The sequence below is a fragment of the Roseivirga seohaensis subsp. aquiponti genome (assembly GCF_001267955.1).
Classification (GTDB): Bacteria; Bacteroidota; Bacteroidia; order Cytophagales; family Cyclobacteriaceae; genus Roseivirga; species Roseivirga seohaensis.
Genome location: NZ_JSVA01000022.1, coordinates 59,192 through 84,086, shown reverse-complemented (window position 1 = coordinate 84,086; position 24,895 = coordinate 59,192). Strand labels below are relative to the sequence as shown.

Annotated in this window: 21 protein-coding genes; 9 read left to right on the top strand and 12 right to left on the bottom strand. The window is 39.7% G+C overall.

Annotation, left to right across the window (positions count from 1 at the left end; genetic code table 11):
* Window positions 1-31: 31 nt before the first annotated feature.
* From OB69_RS16900 to OB69_RS16865, 8 genes are all read right to left on the bottom strand, one after another.
* On the bottom strand, window positions 32-484 hold the full coding sequence (locus OB69_RS16900) for a DUF3347 domain-containing protein (protein ID WP_053224940.1): 453 nt from the start codon (window positions 482-484) through the stop codon (window positions 32-34).
* Window positions 485-547: 63 nt separating this feature from the next.
* Window positions 548-2,326: an efflux RND transporter periplasmic adaptor subunit gene (locus tag OB69_RS16895; RefSeq protein ID WP_053224939.1), complete on the bottom strand. Its 1,779-nt coding sequence runs from the start codon at window positions 2,324-2,326 to the stop codon at window positions 548-550.
* A 4-nt stretch (window positions 2,327-2,330) separates the two neighbouring features.
* The gene (locus OB69_RS16890; protein ID WP_053224938.1) at window positions 2,331-3,551 is read right to left on the bottom strand and encodes a hypothetical protein; all 1,221 of its coding nucleotides are present in this window, start codon (window positions 3,549-3,551) and stop codon (window positions 2,331-2,333) included.
* A 3-nt stretch (window positions 3,552-3,554) separates the two neighbouring features.
* Complete coding sequence (locus OB69_RS16885; protein WP_053224937.1) at window positions 3,555-4,040, bottom strand: TlpA family protein disulfide reductase; 486 nt, start codon at window positions 4,038-4,040, stop codon at window positions 3,555-3,557.
* A complete protein-coding gene (locus OB69_RS16880; protein WP_053224936.1) occupies window positions 4,037-4,615 on the bottom strand; it encodes a DUF2911 domain-containing protein in 579 nt (192 codons plus the stop codon). Before OB69_RS16880 ends, OB69_RS16885 begins: the two co-directional genes overlap by 4 nt.
* Window positions 4,612-6,003 carry a TolC family protein gene (locus OB69_RS16875; protein ID WP_053224935.1) on the bottom strand — a complete coding sequence of 464 codons (1,392 nt, stop codon included), beginning with the start codon at window positions 6,001-6,003 and terminating at the stop codon, window positions 4,612-4,614. Before OB69_RS16875 ends, OB69_RS16880 begins: the two co-directional genes overlap by 4 nt.
* Entirely contained in the window at window positions 6,000-9,746 is a 3,747-nt protein-coding gene (locus OB69_RS16870) for an efflux RND transporter permease subunit (protein WP_053224934.1), read from the bottom strand. Before OB69_RS16870 ends, OB69_RS16875 begins: the two co-directional genes overlap by 4 nt.
* A 153-nt stretch (window positions 9,747-9,899) precedes the next feature.
* Window positions 9,900-10,421 (bottom strand): HYC_CC_PP family protein, encoded by a 522-nt coding sequence (locus OB69_RS16865; protein WP_053224933.1) that lies wholly within the window; start codon window positions 10,419-10,421, stop codon window positions 9,900-9,902.
* Between the two features lie 15 nt (window positions 10,422-10,436).
* Here OB69_RS16865 and OB69_RS16860 point away from each other — a divergent pair, with 15 nt between their 5' ends.
* Window positions 10,437-13,532 (top strand): VPS10 domain-containing protein, encoded by a 3,096-nt coding sequence (locus OB69_RS16860; RefSeq protein ID WP_053224932.1) that lies wholly within the window; start codon window positions 10,437-10,439, stop codon window positions 13,530-13,532.
* 82 nt (window positions 13,533-13,614) lie between these two features.
* Here OB69_RS16860 and OB69_RS16855 read toward each other — a convergent pair whose 3' ends face one another.
* From OB69_RS16855 to OB69_RS16845, 3 genes are all read right to left on the bottom strand, one after another.
* A complete protein-coding gene (locus OB69_RS16855; protein WP_185096921.1) occupies window positions 13,615-14,178 on the bottom strand; it encodes an outer membrane beta-barrel protein in 564 nt (187 codons plus the stop codon).
* A 189-nt stretch (window positions 14,179-14,367) separates the two neighbouring features.
* Window positions 14,368-14,862 carry a Cif family virulence factor gene (locus OB69_RS16850; protein ID WP_053224930.1) on the bottom strand — a complete coding sequence of 165 codons (495 nt, stop codon included), beginning with the start codon at window positions 14,860-14,862 and terminating at the stop codon, window positions 14,368-14,370.
* 126 nt (window positions 14,863-14,988) lie between these two features.
* Window positions 14,989-16,635: a S41 family peptidase gene (locus OB69_RS16845; protein ID WP_053224929.1), complete on the bottom strand. Its 1,647-nt coding sequence runs from the start codon at window positions 16,633-16,635 to the stop codon at window positions 14,989-14,991.
* Window positions 16,636-16,814: 179 nt separating this feature from the next.
* Here OB69_RS16845 and OB69_RS16840 point away from each other — a divergent pair, with 179 nt between their 5' ends.
* The 3 genes from OB69_RS16840 to def are packed head-to-tail and all read left to right on the top strand — an operon-like array spanning window position 16,815 to window position 18,533.
* Window positions 16,815-17,567, top strand: coding sequence for a hemerythrin domain-containing protein (locus tag OB69_RS16840; RefSeq protein ID WP_053224928.1), 753 nt, complete (start codon window positions 16,815-16,817; stop codon window positions 17,565-17,567).
* Window positions 17,567-17,977: a Holliday junction resolvase RuvX gene (gene ruvX / locus OB69_RS16835; RefSeq protein WP_053224927.1), complete on the top strand. Its 411-nt coding sequence runs from the start codon at window positions 17,567-17,569 to the stop codon at window positions 17,975-17,977. Before OB69_RS16840 ends, ruvX begins: the two co-directional genes overlap by 1 nt.
* A 1-nt stretch (window position 17,978) precedes the next feature.
* Entirely contained in the window at window positions 17,979-18,533 is a 555-nt protein-coding gene (gene def / locus OB69_RS16830; protein ID WP_053224926.1) for a peptide deformylase, read from the top strand.
* Window positions 18,534-18,746: 213 nt separating this feature from the next.
* Here the strand turns inward: def and OB69_RS16825 are convergent, their stop codons facing one another.
* Window positions 18,747-19,334, bottom strand: coding sequence for a transposase (locus OB69_RS16825; RefSeq protein ID WP_053224925.1), 588 nt, complete (start codon window positions 19,332-19,334; stop codon window positions 18,747-18,749).
* 556 nt (window positions 19,335-19,890) lie between these two features.
* Between OB69_RS16825 and OB69_RS16820 the strand changes: the two genes are divergently transcribed.
* From OB69_RS16820 to OB69_RS16800, 5 genes are all read left to right on the top strand, one after another.
* Window positions 19,891-21,087, top strand: a complete 1,197-nt coding sequence (locus OB69_RS16820) for a serine hydrolase domain-containing protein (protein WP_053224993.1) — start codon at window positions 19,891-19,893, stop codon at window positions 21,085-21,087.
* 277 nt (window positions 21,088-21,364) lie between these two features.
* Window positions 21,365-23,047, top strand: coding sequence for an alanine/glycine:cation symporter family protein (locus OB69_RS16815; RefSeq protein WP_053224924.1), 1,683 nt, complete (start codon window positions 21,365-21,367; stop codon window positions 23,045-23,047).
* An 81-nt stretch (window positions 23,048-23,128) separates the two neighbouring features.
* Window positions 23,129-23,719 carry a non-canonical purine NTP diphosphatase gene (locus OB69_RS16810; protein ID WP_053224923.1) on the top strand — a complete coding sequence of 197 codons (591 nt, stop codon included), beginning with the start codon at window positions 23,129-23,131 and terminating at the stop codon, window positions 23,717-23,719.
* A 17-nt stretch (window positions 23,720-23,736) separates the two neighbouring features.
* Complete coding sequence (gene udk, locus OB69_RS16805; protein WP_053224922.1) at window positions 23,737-24,369, top strand: uridine kinase; 633 nt, start codon at window positions 23,737-23,739, stop codon at window positions 24,367-24,369.
* A 34-nt stretch (window positions 24,370-24,403) separates the two neighbouring features.
* Window positions 24,404-24,775, top strand: coding sequence for a hypothetical protein (locus tag OB69_RS16800; RefSeq protein WP_185096920.1), 372 nt, complete (start codon window positions 24,404-24,406; stop codon window positions 24,773-24,775).
* Window positions 24,776-24,895 lie beyond the last annotated feature (120 nt).

Here is a 24,895-nt window from a genome sequence, read left to right as displayed (position 1 = left end):
TCTACTTTATCCCGGATCTTTGAGATTGATTTTACTGATTGATAGTTTCTTGAACACTTCCACAGTGAAGCATTCTATCACCGAAGTATGGATTATTTACTTGCTCTTCGGCTGCTAACCAATAGGCTCCTTTGTTGTTAAATGCCATTGGACAATACTGCTTGTAGAGCACAGTTTCTGAACCTCCTGCCTTTACGATTGAATACATGTTTGCAGATAGACCTTCAAATGCAATGCGTTGAGTAGCCACATCAGTGCTACCAGCTATGGCTTTCAAGTCTGCTGTTAAAGCATCGTTGTTGTTTACTTTAAGAAAATCGTTGGCGGCTTTTTGAGCTTTAGCACCATCGGTGGCTACTAAGGCATCTTTTAGAGCCAAGTAGTTTTCTACCAAGTTTACTTTCGCTGTTGATTTTTCTTCTTTGTTTCCACCGCAGGCAACCACTGTGGCTACCAATGCGATTAATAGAATTGCTCTTTTCATTATCGTTTTATGTTTGTTTCGTTTTTCTCTATTGACTATTGACTATTGACTATTGACTATTGACTATTGACCAATCACCGACTCCACGCTTCCGCAGGTCAGCATCATGTCTCCAAAATATGGGTTAATAATGTTCTCGTCTTTGCTTATCCAAGTCGCTCCTTTGTTGTCGTTTGCCATAGGGCAAAACTGAACATAGAGCGGGCTATTAATATCGGTGCCGAACGATTGAACCGCATTGATTAAGGCTTTAGAAAGGTTAATGAACTCTAGCCTTTGTTGGTCTCTGTTGCTACTTCCTTCTATTTTCTTAAGGCTTTCATCCATTGGGTTCAGCATGGCCATCCAGTGTGTATGGGCTTCACCTTTGGTCAGGCTCATATCTACTTTAGACAGCAGTTCCTTCACTTTTACAGCTGCACTTTTAATACTATTGGGCTCACCTTTTACCATTTTATCTTTTAAGTCGATATAGGCTGTGGCTACTGTTCCAAGCTGTTTTTGGAAAGGAGCCGCCACAAGACTTTTGAAATCTTTTGATTCGGGTAAAGTGACTACAGGAAAACCAGAGCTAGAGGCTTCTGCTGTATTTTTTCTAGGATTCATCATGCTTATTTTGCCTTTGAGCTGCGACTCAGAGTCTAAAGTGAATGCGCCATTGGTGACCACTTCGTCACCGATAGACAGGCCAGATTTTACTTGATAATAGTCGCCTGAAGCATCGCCTAAGGTTACTTCATTCAACATAAAGTATTCGTTGCCTTCTTCATTCACTTTGGTGTAAACTACAGAACGTTCGCCTGTCCATAAAACAGCTGATTTAGGCACCATCAGACCACCACTTTCTGAGTTCATGGTTACTTTACCTTTCAAGAAAACATCAGGCTTTAGTGCCCCATTCGCGTTATTAACATCTACTCGAACTTCTACAACTCTGCTGCTTGCATTTAACACCGGCTCGATAAAGGCTATTTTTCCTGAAAACTGCTGACTTGAAATTGATCTAGCAGTGAAGTCAATTTGCTGGCCGACACTTAAGTTTTTTAAGTCTCTTTCATATACTTCAAATACCGCCCAAACTTTAGATAGATCAGTGATTTCCAGAAGCACTCCACCTTCATTAAGGTGGTCTCCATTACTCACCATTTTCTTGCTTATAACTCCATCATAATCAGCAAGTAAATCAAAGGTGCGCATGGGTGTATTAGAGCTTTCAATTTTCTGAATTTGCTCCATGCTCAACTTCCAATGGTGAAGTTTTTTACGCGCAGCTTCGAGCAAAATAGGATTGGAATTTTCAACCTTTTTGGCTTCAATGAGCTCTTCTTGCGCGGTAACCAATTCGGGTGAATACAACTCAGCTATTTTGTCGCCTTTGCGTACGGTTTCACCCTCAAAGTTTTTGTATAGCTTTTCAATTCTGGCAGCAAAGTGAGTGGTTTGTACATTTACTCTGCGTTCATCTGCTTTTACTTTTCCGTTCAATGTTAACCCTGCTTCAGGATTCCCGCTTCCAATGATGGAAGTTTGAATATTGGCCAACTGAATTGCTGCATTCGACATTTTCAGCATTTTCGGATTGTCGCTACCGCTTTCTTCCTTTAAAGGAATTAAATCCATACCGCAGAAGGGGCAATCGCCTGGTTCTGGCTGCCGAACTTGAGGATGCATTGAGCAGGTCCATAGCCCAGATGCAGTTTGCTCTAGCTCATGACCTTCACCTTCATGTCCATCAAGTTGAGCGGTGGGGTTGGGGCTTCCTCCTAAAAACAGTGCTCCAATAAGTAGCCCTAAACCGAGGGTTACTAAGCCTGTTATTACTATTGATCTGTTTATTTTCATCGGCTTATAAATTAACTTTTGCTGTTCTCACCATTGAAGTCTCACCAATTTCTGTCCACGAAACATAAACATCTTCCTTGTTGCTGGTGAGCACAGGAAATCCGCTGCTTCTTGATGAGGATGATTTGGCTACTTCCATTTTTTGAAGCAACTCTCCTTTTTGATTGTATTGTGCTAACATGATTTGTGCTGCGTCATTCTTGGTTTCCATATAGCTTACCAATACCGTTTGGTCTGGCAGCATAGTAGCATCTACTCTTCCGCTTGTTATTTTTTCACTCACTACAATTGGGGCTGAGAATGTAGCGCCTGCATCGGTTGAAATGGCAAGTTTAACAGTAGGAACGCCTCCGCTGGCGGTAAACCAAGCTACTGCAGTGTTTTGACCGCTTGAGGTTACAGATGGGCCATTTACTGGGCAACCTGCTATTTTCCAATCGTCTGCATTAATGATTTGCGGTGCTGTCCATTCGCCATTTACATAGCGTACAATGGCCATATCTCTAATTTCTTCTTCGGAACGATTTCTATAAACTACTACAGGGCCGTTGTCTGTCATGGTAACAGATGTTTGGCAACAATCGCATACACGATTGTCTAACTCCCATTCTTCTGATATCTCTCCTGTTCTGTCAAAAATAGCAGCCCTTAGTGTCATGGCTCCACCTCCCATTGAATGGCCATCTGCACTTTCGTGTCCTTCACCTTTGGTAAACCTTCCGTCAAGCCAAGTCGCTATCATTCTGTCCTTATCAATAGGCATCATGCTCACGAATCCATGTTCTGCGGCTATGTTGTCTTTGTGTGGAATAAACGATTCCATCCAGTTATTTCCAGAATTACTAGCTGTGGTGATATGCACATCGTAATCGTAAGTACTCTCGGTTCTTTTTTGTAGCCAATGTGCGGCCATCCAGTCTTCATTGACAGCAATGGAAGGGAAATCGGCCCAGTTCAAAAACCAGTTGCCTCCTTCTGCTATCTTTTTAGGAGAAGTCCATTGGCCATTTTCTAATTTAGAAAACGAGAGAATCGCTTTTTTTTCTTTTTTCTCAACCCACGATAAATAAACGTTCCCTTTTTTATCCGTAAAGAGGTTTGGTTCTTGGCTTCCTTCTGCGGCAGGACTATCAATATTGGTAACTGTAGGCTCTACTTCCTTTGCCGACTGGCAGGAAGAGGCTGCAACAATTGCAATGATTAAAATTGAATAAATCTTTTTCATGGTTTAATTTTTAAGGTGGGATTTGAACAATGAAATATTTTCTGGGCTGTCCCATTCTTTGGCACCCATGTGTTCGTAAACGAGATTACCGTTTCCATCTATAATGTATGAGGCTGGAAGAGAGTATATATTGAGCGCTTCAAGCCCCATTCCTAACTTGGCAAAATCAAATGTGTAATCATTTTTTGCAATGAAGCTTTCTATTTTATCATGCTCTTCATTAGAAACAGCAATGAATACATAGCCTTCGTTTTCCAATTTTGCTTTAGCCCTTTCTATTGAAGGCATTTCTTTCAAACATGGGCCACACCAAGTGGCCCAAACGTTTACAAAGGCCATTTTTCCGTTTAAATCTGCTACGGTCAGTGCTTTACCGTCCATGGTTTTTAAATCTAGCTTATCGAAAAATGGCTTCTCTTCTTTAGCGTTATTGCAGCCTACAAGTAGTCCGATAAGACCAAAACTCACTATATATCGAATGTAGGTCATGATGTAGCTATTTTGAATGATACTTTTATTTCAGCCCAACTGATTGAAATTTCTCCGGTATTGTTATCTACAGAATTAACCTCGTAGAGTAAATGTTCCTGAATAGTTTCTAGTTTTTCAGGCACCAGCTGTAGTCTTAAAACATCCTTAGCTTGGTCATAGTTGTCGGCCAAATGCTGGTTGTAATCGGTGTTTATGATCAACGTCCATTCATTTTTGTCCGGTATGGTAAACAAGGCGTATTTGCCTTTGCTTACCTTATTTCCATTAAGCTCAACATCGGTAGAAAATTCTATAGAAGTGGCACTGTGCGCTCCTGTTACCCATACTTCATTATAGGCAACCAAGCCTCCATAAATATTTCTTCCTCTTACTCCTGGTGAATAATAGTCTATTTGTACCTGAGTGTTTCCAATCGTGTTTTTGGCGGAAGCTGCTGGGCTTTTGGGCTTAGCTACTTCTTCACTGGCTGTAGGCTCTTTAAGCTCTTCAGCCTGCTTCTTTTCTCCAGCGCATGCATAAAGCATAAAACTTAGCGCAATGCTAAAAAGTAAGGTTATAGTTTTCGGTTTCATTTGAATTGGTTTAAGGTTGAACCAGTGAGGTACTCTCTCTTGTAAAGCGCCTCTCTGTGTTTGATTTTAGATTTGATTTTGGTTAGCTGTAACTGCAATAGCTTTTGTTGCGTGGCCAATAAGTCTTCGAAATTGCGGTTGTCATTGGTGTATTCGCTGATCAGAATACTTAGTAAAGTCTGTGTTTTATTTACCTCACTATTAATTTGATTCAATTCTTTAAGTGCAGCTTGAATATCGAACTCGGTAGTGTTCCAGGTGTTTCGTAGCTGATTTTGTAAACCGTAATACTGTCCTGCAATCACTTCTTTTTTAAGCTCTGCTTCTTTAATAACAGATTGATTTTTTTTACCGAAAATAGGTAAGCTAACGGTTACCATGGGCATTAACACATCTTTACCGTTGTCGGCCATGGTCATGTCTTTGCGCTTGTTTACCATTACATAATCTAAGCCTACGCCTATATTGGGCTTTCTTTTAAGCTGAGCAAGAATAACCTCGCTGTCTACGGCTTCTAAATTTGCTTGAACAGCCTTAATTCCTGGTTGATTAACCAATACTGAATCTAATGAGGCACCATGCTGGTTATTAATTTCTAACGACTCGTTGATAATTACCTCGGTATTTAAGTCTCGATTGAGTAAGGTATTGAAATCTCCAAGTAGGCTGGCTTTTTTAAGCTCAAGTAATTCTAGTTTTGTCTGCGACTGCTCAATGGTAATCTGAACTCTCACTAAGTCTGTTAATGAGACTAAACTGGCTTCGTACTTTGTTTTGGTGATAGGTTCATAGGAACGCAGAATTCTTAAGTTTTCTGTGGTGATCCTTATTTCTTCTTGAACCTCAAAAAGAAGCAACCATTTGGTTTTCACGTTAAGAAAAAGAAGGTTTTTAGCTTCTTCAAACTCTTCGAACCTAGCCTTGGCAATACTTGTTGTGGCTTGCTCTTTGGTTTTGAGCGTACCCATCCACGGAAACATCTGTGAGATGGACAATTTAAGCTGTTGAGCACCTACACGGGTTTCTACTGGAGAAATGAAATAACCAAAACTTAAATTTGGGTCTGGTAAAACCCCTTGTTGATTAACATTTTCTAAGGCAACTAAGTATTGATTGTATTTGGCTTTTAGAGCTGGATTTTGCTCAGCGGCAATCATGAGGTAATCATTAAGAGGGGATTGAGCCCGAAGGCCCATTCCCATCAATATCCATACACCACAGATATAAAAAATGTTTTTTCTTAAGCGAAAATTAACAACGCTTTTTAGTTGATATTCAATAGTTTGAATGTTTGAAAGTAACTGAAAACTCACTAACTGAATAAGCTTAATGGTAAGAGCGGTATATTTGTTTAATTGATATATTAAATTGTATGATGGCTGGTTCATAGCGATTTCATTTTTAATGTTGATCGGAACTGTGCATCCTTGTAAAAAGAGTAAAGTACAGGTACCACGAACAGTGTAATTAAGGCAATAAGCATTCCTCCAAAGGATGGAATCGCCATTGGGATCATCACATCAGCCCCCCTTCCTGAAGAAGTCAAAACAGGCAATAATGCTAGTAGGGTAGTGGCGGTTGTCATTAAACAAGGGCGTACTCTTCTTTTGCCTGCCTCAATGACTAAGGCTCTTGTTTCTTCCTTGTTTAGGTTCTCCTTTCCTTCAAAAGATTGGGTTAGGTAAGTGGCAATTAAAACACCATCGTCCGTAGCAATTCCAAACAGCGCAATAAAACCTACCCAAACCGCTACACTTAAATTGATTGGGCTGATTTGAAACAGCTCTCGCATATTGGTGCCGAACAAACTGAAGTCGAGGAAGCCATCCCAACCATATAGGCCTAACATTAGGAATCCTCCGCCAAAGGCTACTGCAATTCCAGAAAACACCATAAGCGTAACAGGTACCGATTTGAATTGAAAGTAGAGGATTAGGAAAATAACGGCCAACACAATTGGAATAACTATGGCAAGCCTAGCTTCTGCTCTTTGTTGATTTTGATAGTTTCCAGCAAACTGGAAGGAAACGCCAGAAGGAACTTTCAACTCACCGTTTTCAATTTTTTGGTCGATTAAGTTTTGCGCTTGTTCCACCACATCAGTTTCGGCATACCCCGTGTTCTTATCGAAGATCACATAACCCACAAGGAAAGTGTCTTCACTTTTAATCATTTGAGCGCCTTGAGTGTATTCTATACTGGCCAATTGCCCAAGAGGAATTTGGCCATTTGAAGGGGTTGGAATAAGAATATTTTTAAGTGCTTCTGGGTCATCTCTCAATTCTCTAGGATAACGAACCCTAATTGGATATCGCTCTCTGCCTTCAACCGTTTTGGAGAGTTCCATGCCCCCAACCGCTACTTGTAAATATTGCTGCACTTGTACAACGCTTAAACCATATAAGGCCAGTGCTTCTCGATCTAAGTTGATAAGCAGATAAGGCTTGCCTACAATTCGTTCAGCAAAAACCGATTGCGTTTTTACCGAAGGCACTTCTTTCAGAATATCTTCAAGCTGTAGACCGAATGCCTCAATGGTGGCCAAATCTGGGCCTTTCACTTTTATGCCCATGGGGGCTCGCATGCCAGTTTGCAACATCACAAGACGAGTTTCTATGGGTTGTAATTTTGGGGCTGAAGTAACGCCCGGTAAACGAGTAGCTTCTACAATTTCATTCCAAATATCATCTGGGGAAGAAATATGGTCTCGCCACTGGCGAAAGTAAGAACCATCTTCATCGGGAATTAAGTTGCCTTTTTCATCGCGTATAAATTCTCCACCCTCCTTTTTAAAGCGAAGTCTTCTTCCGTTTTCATCGGTGAGGTATTCACTTTTGTAGTTGATGATGTTTTCGTACATCGAGATGGGCGCAGGATCCAAAGCGCTTTCCGTTCTTCCTAATTTCCCCACTACAGATTCAATTTCAGGAATAGCAGTTACCGCCATGTCTAGAGTTTTGAGCACTTCAAGATTTTGCGCCATTCCTGCGTGAGGCATACTAGTAGGCATAAGAAGGAAAGAACCTTCGTCTAATGAAGGCATAAACTCTTTTCCAATACCTGGGAAAGTATGACTCAGGTTTGAATAGGTTTTGTTCGTGCGAACTGAGTCACCGAAAGTGGCGGGAATAAAACCAAACACCTTATCGAATCCCTGCCAAATGGTAATTCCTAATAAAACAATGAAAGTCGGCACAAGTAGGAATTTCAACCTGTTTTGTAAACACCAATCCAGAATTCTTGGGTAGAAGTGAATAAACAGATTAAAGAAGCCTAAAGTAATTCCTATGATCAGCGCAACGAAAATAAAGTTAACCAAGCCACTTACTTGAGCCCCAAGTGGCATCCATTCTTGACTTAGTAGTATGGTAATGGCCAATAAAGAAATGGCAATAGTCCCGTATTTCAAGAAGCCAAGAGAGGGAACAAAATGGCGAATGATATTTAAAATACCGAAGGCAATCAATATCCAGCCGGCAAAAGAATAGGATAGAGTTAAGGCCCAAACTCCAAAAGCAATCAGCCCAATGTTGAGTGCTAACTTTAGGTTTTTGCCTTTAGGTTTAAAGCCAAAGCACCAATAAGCCATTGTGGGCAGAATGATTAGGGCAACAATGATGGCCGCAATGAGCGCGAAACTCTTAGTGTAAGCCAAAGGAGAGAATAATTTGCCCTCCGCAGCCTGCAAAGTGAACACGGGAATAAAACTGACAATTGTAGTTAGAACAGCCGTGATAATAGCTGAGGCAATTTCTTGACTAGCCTCTAAAATTGTTTTCAAAAGTGGCTGATCCTTCTTCTCATTCAAGTGTTGGGTAATGTTTTCGGTGAGCACAATCCCCACATCCACCATAGTGCCAATGGCAATGGCAATTCCTGATAGCGCAACAATATTGGCATCTATACCAAAATAACGCATGGCAATAAAACACATGAGTACAGCAATGGGAAGCAAGCTGGAAATCAGAATTGAGGCTCTTAGGTTAAAGAGCATCACCAATACCACCACAACCGTAATTAGAATTTCTAGCGTTAACGCTTCTTCTAAAGTGCCGATGGTTTCCTTAATCAACTTGGTGCGATCGTAAAAAGGCACAATAGTAAGTTTGGAAACGGTACCGTCTGCCAATGTTCTTGAAGGAAGGCCTTGACTGATTTCTTCAATTTTTAGCTTCACATTATCAATCACTGCCATTGGGTTAGCTCCATAACGAGCCACTACCACACCGCCCACAGCTTCTGCTCCCGATTTATCCAAAGCACCTCTTCTGGCCATTGGCCCTAAAGAAACATGGGCCAAATCTTTGACTAGAATTGGTGTATTCGAATTTGATTTTACAACTGCATTTTCTAAGTCAGCAAGACTTTTAACATAGCCTAACCCTCTTACTAGATACTCTGCTCGGTTAATTTCTAAAGTTTTTGCTCCAATATCTTGGTTCGATTCCTTTACAGCCTTGACCACTTCATCTAAAGAAACACCATAACCTTCCATGGCATTTGGGTCAATGTCCACTTGGTATTCTTTGACAAAACCACCCACAGAAGCAACTTCCGATACACCTTCGGCTGAGGCCAGAGCATACCTGACAGTGTAGTCCTGAACCGTTCTAATTTCTTGTGGATCCCACCCGCCAGAAGGGTTGCCATTCTCGTCCCTTCCTTCAATTGTATACCAAAAAATTTGACCCAACCCTGTAGCGTCAGGCCCTAAGGCAGGCTGTACTCCATCAGGTAAAAGGCCTTTGGGCAACGAATTCAGTTTTTCTATAATTCTACTTCTGCTCCAATAGAATTCTATGTCCTCATTGAAAATGATGTAAATGGAAGAAACTCCAAAAATTGAGGAACTCCGAATGGTTTTCACCCCTGGAATACCCAATAAGGAAGAGGTAAGCGGGTAAGTGATTTGGTCATCAATGTCTTGTGGCGACCTTCCAGCCCATTCGGTAAAAACGATTTGTTGGTTCTCACCAATATCAGGAATAGCGTCTACGGGTACAGGGTCTTTGGGTAGGTTGATATCCCAATCGAATGGTGCTGTTACTAAGCCCCATCCCACAAAGGCCACCATAAAAAGAAAGGTGACAAGTCGGTTTTCTAAAAAGAATTTAATTAGTCTATTGATCATTGAAATGTGCGTTACAATCAGAAAATGACGGTTTTGCCCAAGGGAAGGGCAGATCAGCACAAATCAATTCAATTAGATTTTATTCCAGATTAAAAATGGAATAAGATGGCTTTCTAAAAAGGCACAGCTAAATCTAACCTATGATAAGGCTGATTAAGACTGTAATGCCGCAGGAATTTTAAGAGAATGGTATGCGATATAGAGGTCAAGTTTGGGGACATCGGGTGGGCCTGTGTTCTTAACTTCTACTTTTTCTTCTTTCTCGTCCATAACAACAAGTAACTCGCTGTATGGCACTTCATAAAGAAGATGATAATTGGCATTAGGAATGCCGTTAAGTGCGGAGGCCTGTTGTGTGTCTTCGATTTTGGTTAAAGACCACTCATCCTCACAACAGTCTTTCATGCTTTTATGCATTTCGGCAGACATGTTGCACTTTTTTTCCTGTTGTTTGAATAGTGCAGTCTCCTTTACTCTACCCATGCATACATGCTGACCAATCAATATTCCTGTGCTGGCTAGCAAGTAAAGTGTAGTGAATAATATGGTAACTGATTTTTTCAAGCTGGCCAAATATACGGAAGTTTTAGAATATGGTTTAATTAATGGCAAATCTCCTTCTATCCGATACTGTTTCCATTGTTTAAATGGGCTTACTACTTTTCCATTGATCAACCATATTAGTATATCATGAATAAGAAAATTTTACTTACACTAATGGTCTTTATAGGGCTGTTAGGCTCCGTTTCTGCCCAAAAAATCGATATGTCACTTTTGGAAGACATGAAGCCAAGGAGCATTGGTCCAGCTGGAGCAAGTGGTAGGATAACCGCCTTTGATGTAGAGCTTAATAACCCCGATATAATTTACGCTGGCACAGCTGCTGGCGGTTTATGGGTGTCTGAAAATGGAGGTTCCACTTGGGATGTGTTGTTTGATGACGGCAAGTCAGCTTCAATCGGTTCTATTGCCATTAATCAAAATAATCCTAATGAAATTTGGGTAGGAACGGGCGAAGGAAACCCACGAAATAGCATGAACAATGGTGCTGGAATTTATAAGACCATTGATAAAGGTAGAACTTGGGAATTTTTAGGATTAGAAAAAACCAATGGTATTCACAGAATTATCCTCAACCCTAATGACCCCAAAATAGCAGTAGTTGCAGCTACGGGTACACCTTGGGGAGAAAATCCAGAACGAGGTATTTATAAAACCACAGATGGCGGTAAAACTTGGAATAAGACTTTGTACATAGATGTAAAAACAGGAGCTGCCGACTTGGTGGTCGATCCTTCAAATCCAAATAAACTCATTGCTGCCATGTGGGAACACAGAAGATGGCCTTGGTTTTTCAATTCAGGCGGACCTGGTTCTGGTATATTTGTGAGTTTAGATGGCGGAGACACTTGGAATAGAAGAACAGCAGAAGATGGTTTGCCAAAAGGCGATTTAGGTCGTATAGGTTTGGCTTTTGCCCCTTCAGATCCCAACAGGGTTTACGCATATGTAGAATCAAAATCGAATGCAATTTTCCGTTCAGATGATGGCGGTTTTAATTGGAGACAGGTTTCGAAAGATGGGGACAGAAATATAGGTGGAAGACCTTTTTACTATGCCGATATCTATGTTGATCCGATTAATGAAAATCGAATTTACAGTATCCATTCTACCGTTACGGTTTCTGAAGACGGAGGAAAAACTTGGGGCAGTTTTGTTTCTGGCGGAAGAGTACACACCGATCACCACGCATGGTGGATTCACCCAAAAGACCCTTCTTATATTTTAGATGGCCATGATGGCGGACTTACTTATACCAGAGATCGCGGTAAGAACTGGCATTTTGTAGAGAGCCTTCCGCTTACACAGTTTTACCATGTTCGAGTAGATAATGACATCCCTTATAATATTTATGGCGGAGCGCAAGACAATGGTTCTTGGAGAGGCCCAAGCCAATCGTGGTTCAGAGGCGGAATACGTAATTTTTACTGGCAGCGACTGAGTACTGGCGATGGCTTTGACATGGCACCCGACCCAAGAGATAACCGCTACGGCTGGTCAATGGGGCAGGGCGGAAACTTGAATTATTATGATCGAGTAACGGGCTTAATGAATAAAGTTCGTCCGGTTCACCCAGAAGGTGTTGCTTTACGCTTTAACTGGAATGCTGCTTTAGAAGTAGATAAAATTGATGAATCTGTCGCTTATTACGGCAGTCAGTTCTTACATAAAACCAACGACCGTGGTGCATCATGGGAAATCATTTCTCCGGATTTAACTACTAACGATCCTGCCAAACAAGATTACAAATCAGGAGGACTTACTTATGATAATACCGCTGCTGAAAACCACACAACGATTACGGCTATTGGACCAAGCCCGAAGCAAGCAGGTGTAATTTGGGTAGGTACAGATGATGGCAATGTTCAAGTAACTCAAGATGGAGGTAAAACCTGGAGCAATGTGGTGAGCAACATGAAAGGACTTCCTGCCAATGCTTGGATTACTCAAGTTCAACCTTCTGAATACGATGCCGCAGAGGCTTTCGTGGTTATAGATAACCACAGAATGCATGACTGGACGCCTTATGTTTATCATACCAAGAACTTTGGCCGTACCTGGACGAGGCTTGTGGATGATACCAATATGAGAGGCGCAACCTTGAGTTTTGTACAAGACCCAATTGAACCAAAATTGATGTTTACAGGCACTGAGTTTGGTCTTTGGGTAAGTATAGATGCTGGTGCAACTTGGTCGCAATGGACCAATGGTTACGGTACACTTCCAACTCAAGACATGGTGATTCACCCTAGAGAACACGATTTGGTGATTGCTACTTTTGGCAGGTCTTTCTGGGTATTGGACGATATTCGTCCGCTACGGGCAATGGCGGCCATGGGAATGAAAAAATTACTTGATAAGCAGGTACAGGCTTTCGATGCGCCAGATGCATACAAGGCATTTATTGGTGAGTCTTTTGGCTACCGCGCCAACCTAGTTGGTGATGCCATTTTTGAAGGCGACAATCGCTCTCCTAACGCCATGATCTCTTTCTATTTTAAAGGGAAAGACGATAAAACAGAGCGCGTTAAGATTGAAATTCTTGATGACAAAGGAGTGGTGGTGAAAACCATAAATCAAAACGCAAAGAATGGTTTGAACCGATTAGAGTGGAGGCTAGATTCTGATGGGGATCCATCAGCAGGTCGTTTTTCTCGTGGCCCAGATGTTTTCCCAGGTACTTACACCATTCGCGTAAGCTATAAAAACGAACAAAGCGAAGCCAAAGTGAATGTTTTTGCAGACCCTAGAATGGAAGTGAACATGCAAGACATGATTGCCAAAAGAGCATTTATGGAGAAGTATAATCAGTTGCAAAGTCAAGTGAGTTCCATGACCACCGATTTGCGAAATGCAAAAGCTGCTATTGAAAAAGTGAATGCAAGGGTGAGAGAAGAAGAAAAATCGGTGGCAGACCCAGTAATCAAACGTGGACAAGAAATGATTAAAGCCATTGACGAATTGTATTACCAGATTAACAGCAAACCTGCACCTCAAGGAAGTTACAGTGACCGAACGGTATTGTCTGCTAAATTAGGCTTGGTAAGAGGAGCAATGCAGTCGGTACAATTGCCAATCACCAAAAACGATGAAACGGCCATGAAGCTTATCGAAGCTGCTATTCCTCCAATGGAAGCCAAGGTAAAAGTGCTTTTAGCCAATGACTTTGCGGCTTACAAAAGCTATGTGAATGGGTTAGGTTTAAAACTGATTTCTGATAAATAGCATTGATGAATGCCTAAAAACACAAAAGGTCGAGAGTTTCTTTAAGCTCTCGACCTTTTGCTTTTTTTGTTGATTACAGAGTTTAACGGATATAAAAACTAACCCCTAAATTAATATTGCTCATGTTAAGGTTCAAGCCGTAGTTTTCATTTACGGTTTCAACAGTACCGAATTTTGTGGTTTCTTTAGAATAGTTCAACATTCCCCAGTTCATATCTAAAGCAAATTTAGGAGACAAGAAGTAAGTCATTCCTGGAGCAAGCCTTACATCGAATGAGTTAATATCGGCATCGCCTCCACCTACTTCTCTATTCCCAAAACCAAAAGTTAAAGAAGGCTCTAAGTACAGATAGAAGTTTTCAACCATAGGTTTGTGAAAACGTGCGTAGGCACCAAGGCTGAACCTATCAGATTTAGATCCATTAAATTTACCGCTTGTGTACCCAACAATACCTCCTAAACTAGTTGTCTCCGATACGAAAACACCAGCTTTTGGTAACAGCGAAAAACTAGATGTTTCTGTACCTGAATTGTTTGTTTTTTGAATTCCAACATTTCCAGTTATCTGTATATCTCCTTTTTGAATTTGGGCAAAAGCCATGGTACTCACCAATAGAATTGCCATTGTAAAAATTAACTTTTTCATGATTTTGTTTTTGAGTTTTAAAAATGATTTAACCTTTAGACAATTTGTAAGCATTGAGAATCTTCCTTTTAATGCTACTGGGTAAATAATTATTTTAGCGGAAGTAATTGTCTGTTAACAAGTAATTGATCTAAAAATAGATCAATTAATGATTTGAGTTTGCTTTGGTTTAAAAGCCTGTGTTTTTAGTTATTGGAGTGCTTTTGTTTTAAGAAAATCACTTTCACTAACCGTAGCTTTTTCGCTAGTGTCCGCATCCATATAGATTTTCCAAGTGCCATTCACTTTTTTTAAGGTGACATTAAACTTGCCATAGTGGTGTTCTGGGGTATAGCCATTATAACGTGTAAGCCTATAGATGCCTGTTTCATAAGCCCAATCTCCTTTTTGTACTCGATTAATAAAACCGAACTGAATCCGCTGTTTGATTTTACGCTCATTCCATAAGTTGAACATATTGAGATTAGAATCTTTGTACTCCCTGCCTATTAGTATTTGATTTTGATCAATGGGTATTCTGAGTACATCATCTGTGTGAATGTAATTGAAAAGACTGGCATTCAAATCTTGATATGCCTGCATAAAATTATACCAAACGTCTTTGTTGATTTTGTTTTGTTCCGACTGTGCAAATGTATTGGAGCAGCACATAACAAGCATGGCTCCGAGTAATATCTTCTTCATAATTTAATGACCTTACAAATGCAACGGAGAGGAATCTGGAATCTTGCTTTGATCGTTGGCTTTTAGGAAATAAAAAGCCAGAGTCACTTAAATAACTCTGGCTTGAAAGTCGGATTTAGTAAATACCTAGCGCTTTTGTAGCAATAAACTGTTTGATTTATCTTTCAATAAACTTGGGTTTTGAAAGAGCAATACGGCTTGGTTATATACCTCGTTAGTCTGATTGTAAATTTTGTAAAAGGCGTTATCGTCATAAATATCGCGGGCCAATTGAGCTTTAATTAAGAAGACTAAAAACGCTTTCGATTTAATGTATTCCCTTTCTCTGAACCTAACCCCGTTGGTTTTTCCAATTTCAATTACTTGGTTCAGCATGGCTTCGGTAACTTCAAATTCTTTATTGAATTTTTCAAAATCCCATTCGTTTAAATACTTGTGGTTGTCTCTGTAGTCTAGCGTAAATTCTTTTACAGAATTGCTTGAGAATAATCGGTTTACATAGGCCGTAGCGTAAGTCGTATCTAATGGAACAAAGTAGTCGGGCATAATTCCGCCACCGCCATAAACAGTTCTTCCCGAAGTGGTTTCGTAGGCTAAGTCTTCATTAAAATGCACGCTGTCTTGACTGAAGAGTTCACCAGAAACAAAGCGTTGATAATAATCAGACGCATAAGCTTCTTCGCCTTCACTATAAGGTTTTTGAATAGAACGACCACTTGGAGTATAATATCGGGCAATGGTCATTCGTAATTCTGAACCATCTTTGAGGTCGAAAGGCAATTGCACCAAACCTTTGCCGAACGACCTTCTTCCAATAATCAAAGCTCTGTCGTTGTCTTGCAAAGCGCCAGCCACAATTTCCGAAGCAGAAGCACTTCCTTCGTTCATGAGTACAGTAACCGGTCCTTCTTCAAAAATACCTCTTTTGGTAGCTCTTGCTTCAGAATCATATTTCGACCCTTGACCTTTCTGACTTACAATTAATTTGCCGTCTGAGAGTAGTTCGTCAGAAATGCCAATGGCAGCACTCATATAGCCACCACCATTATTCTGTAAGTCCAAGATCAGCTTTTGCATGCCTTGTTCCTTCAGGTTTTCTAGTGCCGATTTAAATTCAGCATAAGTATTCTCGGCAAACTTATTCACCTTAATGTACCCAACTTCATCATCAATCATATAACCCGCATCTACAGAATATTGCGGAATGGCATTTCTGATTAGATTAAAATCGAGTAGCTCATCTTCTCCTTTTCTTAAAACAGTAATGGCCACCTCTGTACCTCTTGGGCCTCTGAGTAAGTTAAAAACTTGGTTGTTGTCCATTCCGATTCCGGCAATGTTTTCACCATCCACTTTTATAATTTTATCTCCAGCCAAAATCCCAGCTTTTTCTGAAGGGCCACCGGCCAAGGGAGTCACAACATATAGAGTGTCTCTAAGTAAATTGAACTCAACTCCAATACCATCGAAGCTTGCGCGCAATTGGCTTTCGGCAAGCTCTCTGTCTTGTGGAGGAATGTAAATTGTATGTGGATCTAACTTATCTAGCATTTGACTGATAGATTCTTCGAGCAATTCTTCTGTATCTACCGAGTCTACATAGTCATGTTCTATGTAGTCCATAAGTTGCGTGAATTTTTGAATAGAAGCGCTGTATTTGCTATTTACTCCTGGGAAAGAAAAGCTTGAACCAATCCAGATGCCTAAAACAACGGCAGCAGCAAGTAAAAGGGGTAAACGTATTTGACTTTTAGAATTATGGGTATCACTCACGGTGTTGTAAAATTTTGAATTCGGTAAAATTAACTATTTAGGTCAAACAAAATATTCCGTTTGAGCATAGTAACATAGAAACGAAATGCGTTGGTTTGTGTTTAAATTAAAATTTAAGCGTGTATATCGATATATAGATCGCTCAAAAATTATTATTTTAGCTGAATAGTCAATTTCAAATGCAGGGTATACAAGAACGAACGATCAATGATTTAGTGGCCGAAAACCATGTCAGGGCTTCGGTACTGTACTACTTCGGGGTAAATTTTTATGATAACGAGGAACGTACTTTGAAAGAAGTATGCACTTCTTGCGGCTTAAATATTAAAACGGTAATCAAAAGTTTAGAGGCTGAACCAAAGAAAACCGATGTTAATGAGCTCAGGCTAATGGCCTATCCAATCGACCTTGTTGTAGAATATTTAAAGCATTCTCACTCTGTATTTGTAAAAAGGCGTTTGGCTTACATTGCTCAGTTAATTGACAGTTTGGGAGCGGTAAACTATCGTTACCAAAGTTTGGCTAACGACCTAAAAACGGTATTTCCTTTATTTGTAGAAGACTTTATTCATCATATTCACGAAGAAGAAGATTCACTTTTTGTTTACATTCAACAGCTTAGAGATTTTCTTTCGGGAGAAAACCATGGCACCAAGCTATTCTATACCATGGAAAAAATATCCATTCATGAATTTGCAATAGACCATGAAGAGCATGAACATGAAATGGATGGGCTTCGAAAAATCACCAATAATTACACCTATTGCGAAGAAGCCGATTTGCATATTAAAGTGCTTTATGAAGAGCTGAAATCCTTTGAAGAGGATTTACTTTTACATGCTAAAATTGAAGATGACATTCTTTTACCAAAGGCACTTCAATTAGAAAAACTGGTTAAACTTCGTTTTTACGATATTATCAAACAGAATTAATGGGTAGAATCCTCGCCATAGATTATGGCAGAAAACGCGTTGGTTTGGCCGTTACCGATCCACTTCAAATTATCGCTTCTCCTTTAGAAACCGTACACAGTAAAGATGTGATTCAGTACTTAAAGGATTACGACAAGGTTGAAAACCTGGAAGCAATTGTGTTAGGAATGCCCATGAACTTGAATAACCAACCTACAGATGCTACACTAGGTGCAAAACAATTTGAGAACCTACTTAAAAAGCATTTTCCAGAAAAACCCGTTTATTTGCAAGACGAAAGATTTACCTCCAAAATGGCCATGGATGCGATGATTGCCGGAGGGATGAAAAAAAAGGATAGAAGAGAAAAAGGGAATGTAGATAAAATAAGCGCAACCATTATTTTACAATCCTTTTTGGAAAGCAGATAGCATGATTTACCCAATAGTAGCTTACGGAGACAATATTTTAAGAAAAGAAGCTGAAGAATTTCATCGAGATTCTGAAGACCTTACCAAGCTAGTTGAAGCTATGTACGACACCATGAACAATGCGAATGGTGTGGGTTTGGCAGCTCCACAAATAGGGTTGTCTAAAAGACTTTTTATAATTGACTCTACTAAAATGGAAGAGGAAGAAGGAAAAGGCATTAAGCGCGTTTTCATTAATCCTGAAATTCTAGATGAATACGGTGAAGAATGGAGTTTTGAAGAAGGCTGCTTGAGTATTCCAGATGTGCATGGCGATATCCTTCGTCCTGAAAAACTCACCATTCGCTATTTCGATGAGTTATGGAACGAACACGAAGAGGAGTTTGACTCTATGACCGCCCGAGTAATTCAGCACGAATACGACCACCTCAATGGCGTTCTTTTTACGGACTACATAAAAGGGTTGAAAAAGCAGATGCTTCGAGCAAAATTGCTCAATATCTCAAAAGGCTCGGTAAAAGCAGATTACCGAATGCGATTCCCAAGTAAGAAGTAATTCAGCGTTTAAAGAGAAACCCTTTAGGGTTTTACCCAAGTCGGACAGCACGTCAGACTTGTATACTAGGTAATGAACTACGAATATTTGCTTAAAAAAATGGAGGCTTTAAGTACTATAATATCAGGTCTGACCTTTGGTGCCGACCTTGCAATTATTGAGAATACGCTCCTCCATCAAAGTAGGAATGCACGTCAGACTTAGATATTAGCTTTAGTTAAATAAAGCCTTTCTTGATTCTTCATGAATCGCCACTCCGTAGGAATCTTCTACAAAGGTTTTTTCATTCACATTAATGAGATTAAAGGCAATCTCCTTATTACAAAGCGAGCCGTTTCTCATGAGTGAATAATCCCTGAAAGATGAAAACTCCCAATCTTCCATTTTACCGACCAAGCCAGCTTTCCAGGGGTTTTGGTGGATGTATTGAAAACAGATAAAAGCTTGATTCGAATCAACCATTAATTTGGATTTAGTTTTTTGCCGAAATAATGATCCTGAACGATCATGCTTTTTATTAAAATCTAAAGCATATTGACTCAGTAGTAACCTAAAGCTATTACTAAGTCGGGTAACTTCTATATTTCCTTGCTCAACAAGCTCAGTTGACTTTTCTGTTACATTAAGAAGAAAATGGAAATGGTTTGGCATCAGGCAATAGGCCAAAATATCACAATGGGGTTTTACAAATTGTCTCACCTTTTTTAAGAACATTAGATAGTCATTGTAACCTTCAAAAATAGCTTGTCTATTGTTTCCTTGGTTGTAGACATGATAGATGTTGTCTGATTGTAATTCCATAATCCTTCAAATTATGAATATTCCTTAAAAGATATAGGCCTTTATGTTTCAGATCATTCGGTCTGACCTACGGTGCCGACCTAACTCAGAATTAGATCAAAGTCGGACGGCACGTCAGACTTGTATACTAAGTAATGAACAAAGAATATTTCCTCAAAAATATTTGAGACTTTAAGTTCTGTAAAGTATTCCGAACAAGAGAGTCAAATACCTACAAGATTTTTGTAACCATTTTTTTACTTCTAGGTATTACCTGAAATTATACTTAGAAATAAGGAAATCATTATTCGTAAAACATTAGGAGATTTCTTTAACAGCAGGATTGGCATCCTTCTTTATAAATCTATTCGAGTATTGGAGTTTACGCTTATAGAATTGCTTCTTCAAGCCTTATAAATACCTGATGGATAGGTAAATAGTCATTGTGGCTATACCCCTTACCTTGTCAGAAGTTGATTCCTATGGGTGAATTGTATCAAATGCCTTCCTGAAAGTATAAAGGCGCTGCTATTGGTGGTGAGCAAAAGAAACAGCATCAACTAAAAAGGTGAAAATTATGAAAATAGTAAAGTATAGTCCTCTACTCATCTTAATGATAATATGGGCCTGTCAATCAAAAAAGGACAACAGCTTATCATCCCAACACGAAATTTCTGCTCAAGTACTGTTCGAAAACAACTTTTACAGAATAAATGAAGATGGAAACAACGACTCCAGCGCTATTACATTGGAGTCAAGAATGGAAGAGTTAAATATCCCTGGTGTCAGCATTACGGTTTTTGACAACAACCAAATACTTTGGTCCAAAGGGTATGGTCTGAAAAATAAAGAGACGGGAGAAAAAGTAAACGAGAATACAGTTTTTCAAGCGGCATCAATTTCTAAACCAGTTGCAAGCGTTGCGGCATTTAAACTTATTGAAAACCATAAGCTTACGCTTGACGAAAATGTAAACTTAAAATTGAAAAGATGGCAAGTACCAGACAATGAATTTACAGAAAAGGAGAAAGTTACATTAAGTAGAATTATGAGCCATACTTCTGGCTTAGGCACTTCTGGCTTTCAAGGTTACTGTATAAAAGATTCAATTCCTACATTGATAGAAATATTGAGGGGTAGTGAAATAACAAATTCAGAACCTGTAAGGGTTGTCCAAAAGCCTGGAGAGTCTGAGCTGTATTCGGGGGGCGGAATGGAAGTATTACAAATGTTAATGGAAGATGTAAGCGGAAAGGAATTTCATCAACTACTTGATGATTTAGTGCTAAGCCCTACTGGTATGAAAAGTAGCTCATTTAAATTTCCTCTTCCAGAAGCGCTCCGTAAACTGACCTCTAATGGATATGACGAAAATGGAAATGTAGTTTGTGGTGGTTATCATATCTACCCCGAGAAAGCAGCCGCAGGCTTATGGGCTAGTCCATCTGATTTAGCTCGTTTTATGATAGCATTAGGGAAGTCGTATAGAGGAGAGGACACTGGTTTATTGAAACAAAGCACTGCTGAAACCATGATGACCCGAGTGCCAAACGCAGGTGGAATCGGAATAGGAATAGACGGAGAGGGAAAGGCTTTTCGTTTTAGACATACGGGTGGGAATGCAGGTTTCACTTGCTACGCAATATCTTTTGCCAACACAGGGCGGGGAGTTGTGATTATGACTAATTCAGATAACGGTTTTCCTCTTATCCATGAAATTGTAAGAACAGTTTCTAGAGCATATGGTTGGCCACCAATGTTTATGGGCGAATAAAGCACAATGCTTTTTAATACTGAAAAACCCAAGTTCTATAGAACTTGGGAATGATGTCAGCCACTTACTTTGCGGGTAAAATTATGGTAAAGTGATAAAATTTATAGCCTTTAAAATTACCAATGAGGATAGCACTTTGGTTGGGAAGTGCTCATAATCTGCCATTACGGATAGGTTTACCGTTAACAGGAATCATTAGCATAATACACGATACAAGCTTTGTTCAGAAGCATTAATCCCTATTTTTGTGGATTCCTTAAAACCATAAAACTGGATTATGCAGCAACTCAACAATTTTCTTTCTACAATAGATAGCTACATTGGTAGTGCAGGATGGTTCCCTTTTGCTTTATTGGGCGTGGGTCTGTTTTTCACTATTTATCTAAAATTCCCTCAAATAAGATATTTCCGATTTGCTTTTAAGGTAGTACGTGGAAAATTTGACCGTGCAGGAGATCAAGGAGATACTTCTCACTTTCAGGCTTTGACTACAGCACTTTCAGGCACTGTAGGCACAGGTAATATTGCAGGTGTTGCGCTAGCTGTTCATTTAGGTGGGCCTGCAGCACTGTTCTGGATGGTGGTTACTGCCGCTATTGGTATGTGTACCAAATTTGTGGAAGTTACGCTTTCTCATAAATACCGTGAAGTAGCCGAAGATGGTACGATGGCTGGAGGACCGATGTACTACATGAAAAACAAGTTGAATATGAAGTGGTTGGCGGTTGTATTTGCCATTGCTACTGTTCTTTCTTCTTTCGGAACGGGTAATATGCCTCAAATCAACAGTATTTCTTCTGCCTTAAAATCTACTTTCGCTATTGAGCCTTGGATGACAGGAGCCGTTTTGTCACTTATTTTGGCATTTGTAATTATTGGAGGAATCAAAAGAATTGCATCAGTTACTGAAAAGCTAGTGCCAGCTATGGCCATTGTATATTTCTTGGGTTGTTTTTCCGTAATTTTTGCAAACATCGGAAACCTGATACCGTCTATTGCTTCAATCTTTTCGAGCTTGTTTACAACTACAGCCGCTACTGGTGGTTTCTTGGGAGCCACGGTAATGTATGCTTTCAATGTAGGGGTAGGTAGAGGTTTATTCTCAAATGAAGCGGGTCAGGGTTCTGCGCCAATTGCGCACGCATCGGCCAAAGGACACGAGCCTGTGTCTGAGGGGATGGTTGCTATTTTGGAGCCGTTTATCGATACCATTGTTATTTGCTCTATCACTGGCCTTACGCTGCTTTCTTCAGGCGTTTGGCAAGAAAAACACCTAAATGATTTTGCAGTAACCGATATGTCGATTCTCGCTGGGCATGATTATACTGATGATAACAAAGCAGGACGAGTAGCATTGAAAGAGCACTTGTCTGGTGAAAATCCACTACCCGTATTTGATGGTATGCTTCAGGTAGAAAATGGAAAAATAACCAGCAATGTTACGGTAATTCACGCTAGATCTTTAGCTGAAGATATCGTTGTAAATGAATCTTTTGGAGGTGCACCGCTCACGGGTGAAGTGGAAATATCTAATGGAAAACCGGTAGACGGCAGTATTTCTTTCTACGGTAAATCACTAATTCACAGTGTTCCGCTTACGGCCATTGCCTTTACCAAAGGTTGGTTTGGTGAATACGGACAGTACATTGTGTCTATTGGGATTTTATTGTTTGCTTTCAGTACAGCAATTTCATGGTCTTACTATGGAGATAGAGCCATGACATTCTTATGGGGTTCTGGTTCAGTTAAATATTATAGAATTGTGTATGTGGCAGGTTTCTTCATCGCTGCTGTTGCAGATACTACTATTATATGGACAGTGGCCGCTATTGCCATTGCCGTAATGACCTTGCCTAACTTGTTGGGTATTTTCTTATTAAGAAAAGATATGAAGAGCACCATTGCGGATTACTGGAAAGGAATGAAAGAAGAATTCCCGGATGAGAAAACCCCTGAATAATTGTTCAGTTTAAAAAATTATTGGAGCCGTCTTAATTAAATTTGAGACGGCTCTTTTTGTTTCATTCCATTAAATTGCGGCATGAAAATTTGCTTTGCCACAAATAATAAAAATAAGCTTGATGAAATCTCTCAGATTTTAGGAGACCAATTTGAACTAGTTTCTTTAGAAGAAATTGGCTGTACTGAAGAGCTGGAAGAAACCCAAGAAACCCTTGAAGGAAACTCACTGCAAAAAGCTGCCTATGTTTTTAAGCATTATGGCATTCCTGTTTTCGCTGACGATACAGGCTTAGAGATAAATGCCTTAAATGGCGAGCCAGGGGTGTATTCAGCCCGTTATGCTGGGCCACAAAGGGATTCAAGTATGAACATGGCAAAAGTGCTGGAAGGACTAAAAACGGCTAATGATCGCTCTGCAAAATTCAGAACAGTAATTACTTATATAGAAAATGGTGAGCCTATTCAGTTTGAAGGAATTGTAGAAGGGGATATTACCAAAGAGGTTAGTGGTAAAGGTGGTTTTGGCTACGACCCTATTTTTCAACCAAAAGGCTATGATAAAACCTTTGGTGAATTATCGTCAGAAATAAAGAATACAATCAGCCACAGAAAAAGAGCCTTCGATAAACTTATTATTTTTTTAAAAGGCAAAGAAGGTAAATCAGTTTAGGTTACTATTTTTGCAAAATGTCTGAAAATAAGCCGTATATCATTGGAATCACTGGAGGGAGTGGATCGGGAAAAACACGTTTTCTTCGTTCGTTAATCGAAAGCTTCGATTCAGGTGTTGCCAGTATTTCTCAAGATGATTATTATAGGCCACGTGAACATCAACTGGTAGATAAAAACGGAGAATTCAATTTCGATAGACCAGAGTCTATTGATTATGAGCATTTCGCAAGTGACCTTTTGGCTCTAAGCAAAGGCAACGATGTTGAAAAACAGGAATACACCTTCAATAACCCGAATATTCAACCCAAAAACATACTGATAAAGGCTGCGCCAGTAATTTTGGTGGAGGGAATTTTTATCTTTCACTATCAAAAAATTTCTGAATTAATAGATCTAAAGGTCTTTGTAGATGCGAAGGACTATATAAAACTTCAGAGAAGATTAACGCGCGATAGGGTAGAAAGAGGGTATGATGCTGATGATGTGCTCTATAAATATGAGAATCATATTATGCCATCGTATCAGAAATATATCGAACCACATAAAGAACATGCAGACATTGTAGTACCTAATAATACTGACTTTGGAGTAGCATTAGATGTGCTTAAGGCATTTATTCAATCGAAAATAAATGAGTATACTGTATGATTCTAAAGTCTATTCTATAAATTTGACACGCTAAATGAAAATGTCACCAAAAATATCGGGCATCAAAAGTACCCTCTTCTATATACTAGGGGTGCTAGTGGCTGTATTTGTAGTGGCACAAGAACTAATAACCTATCAGGGTTTAAAGATTGAATTTGCGTCAGAAGCTACAGATCAGCAGCAAAACGATGATCAAGGCGATGAAAAGGAAGCGGTATATGAATATACTTGCGAATTGGCATTACCATCTACGGTAGTTCAGCTTCAAGCGTTTATTCCTGTTTTTATAGGAACAGTAATAAGAGAATCGGAAGACAAGGAGATTCAATACCCGAGCGTTCCTTTGTACGATTCACCTCATTATAAAACTCTTTTCCGAAAGAAAATTTCCCCGAATGCCCCATAGGCTTTCTTTTGTTGCATCAAAATGATGCGATAACCCCTCACAAATACAATAAACTTTATTATATCAGGAGTGCCTGAAATTGGTAGTCATTCATTTGATAACTAACTCAGAAAACCTTCA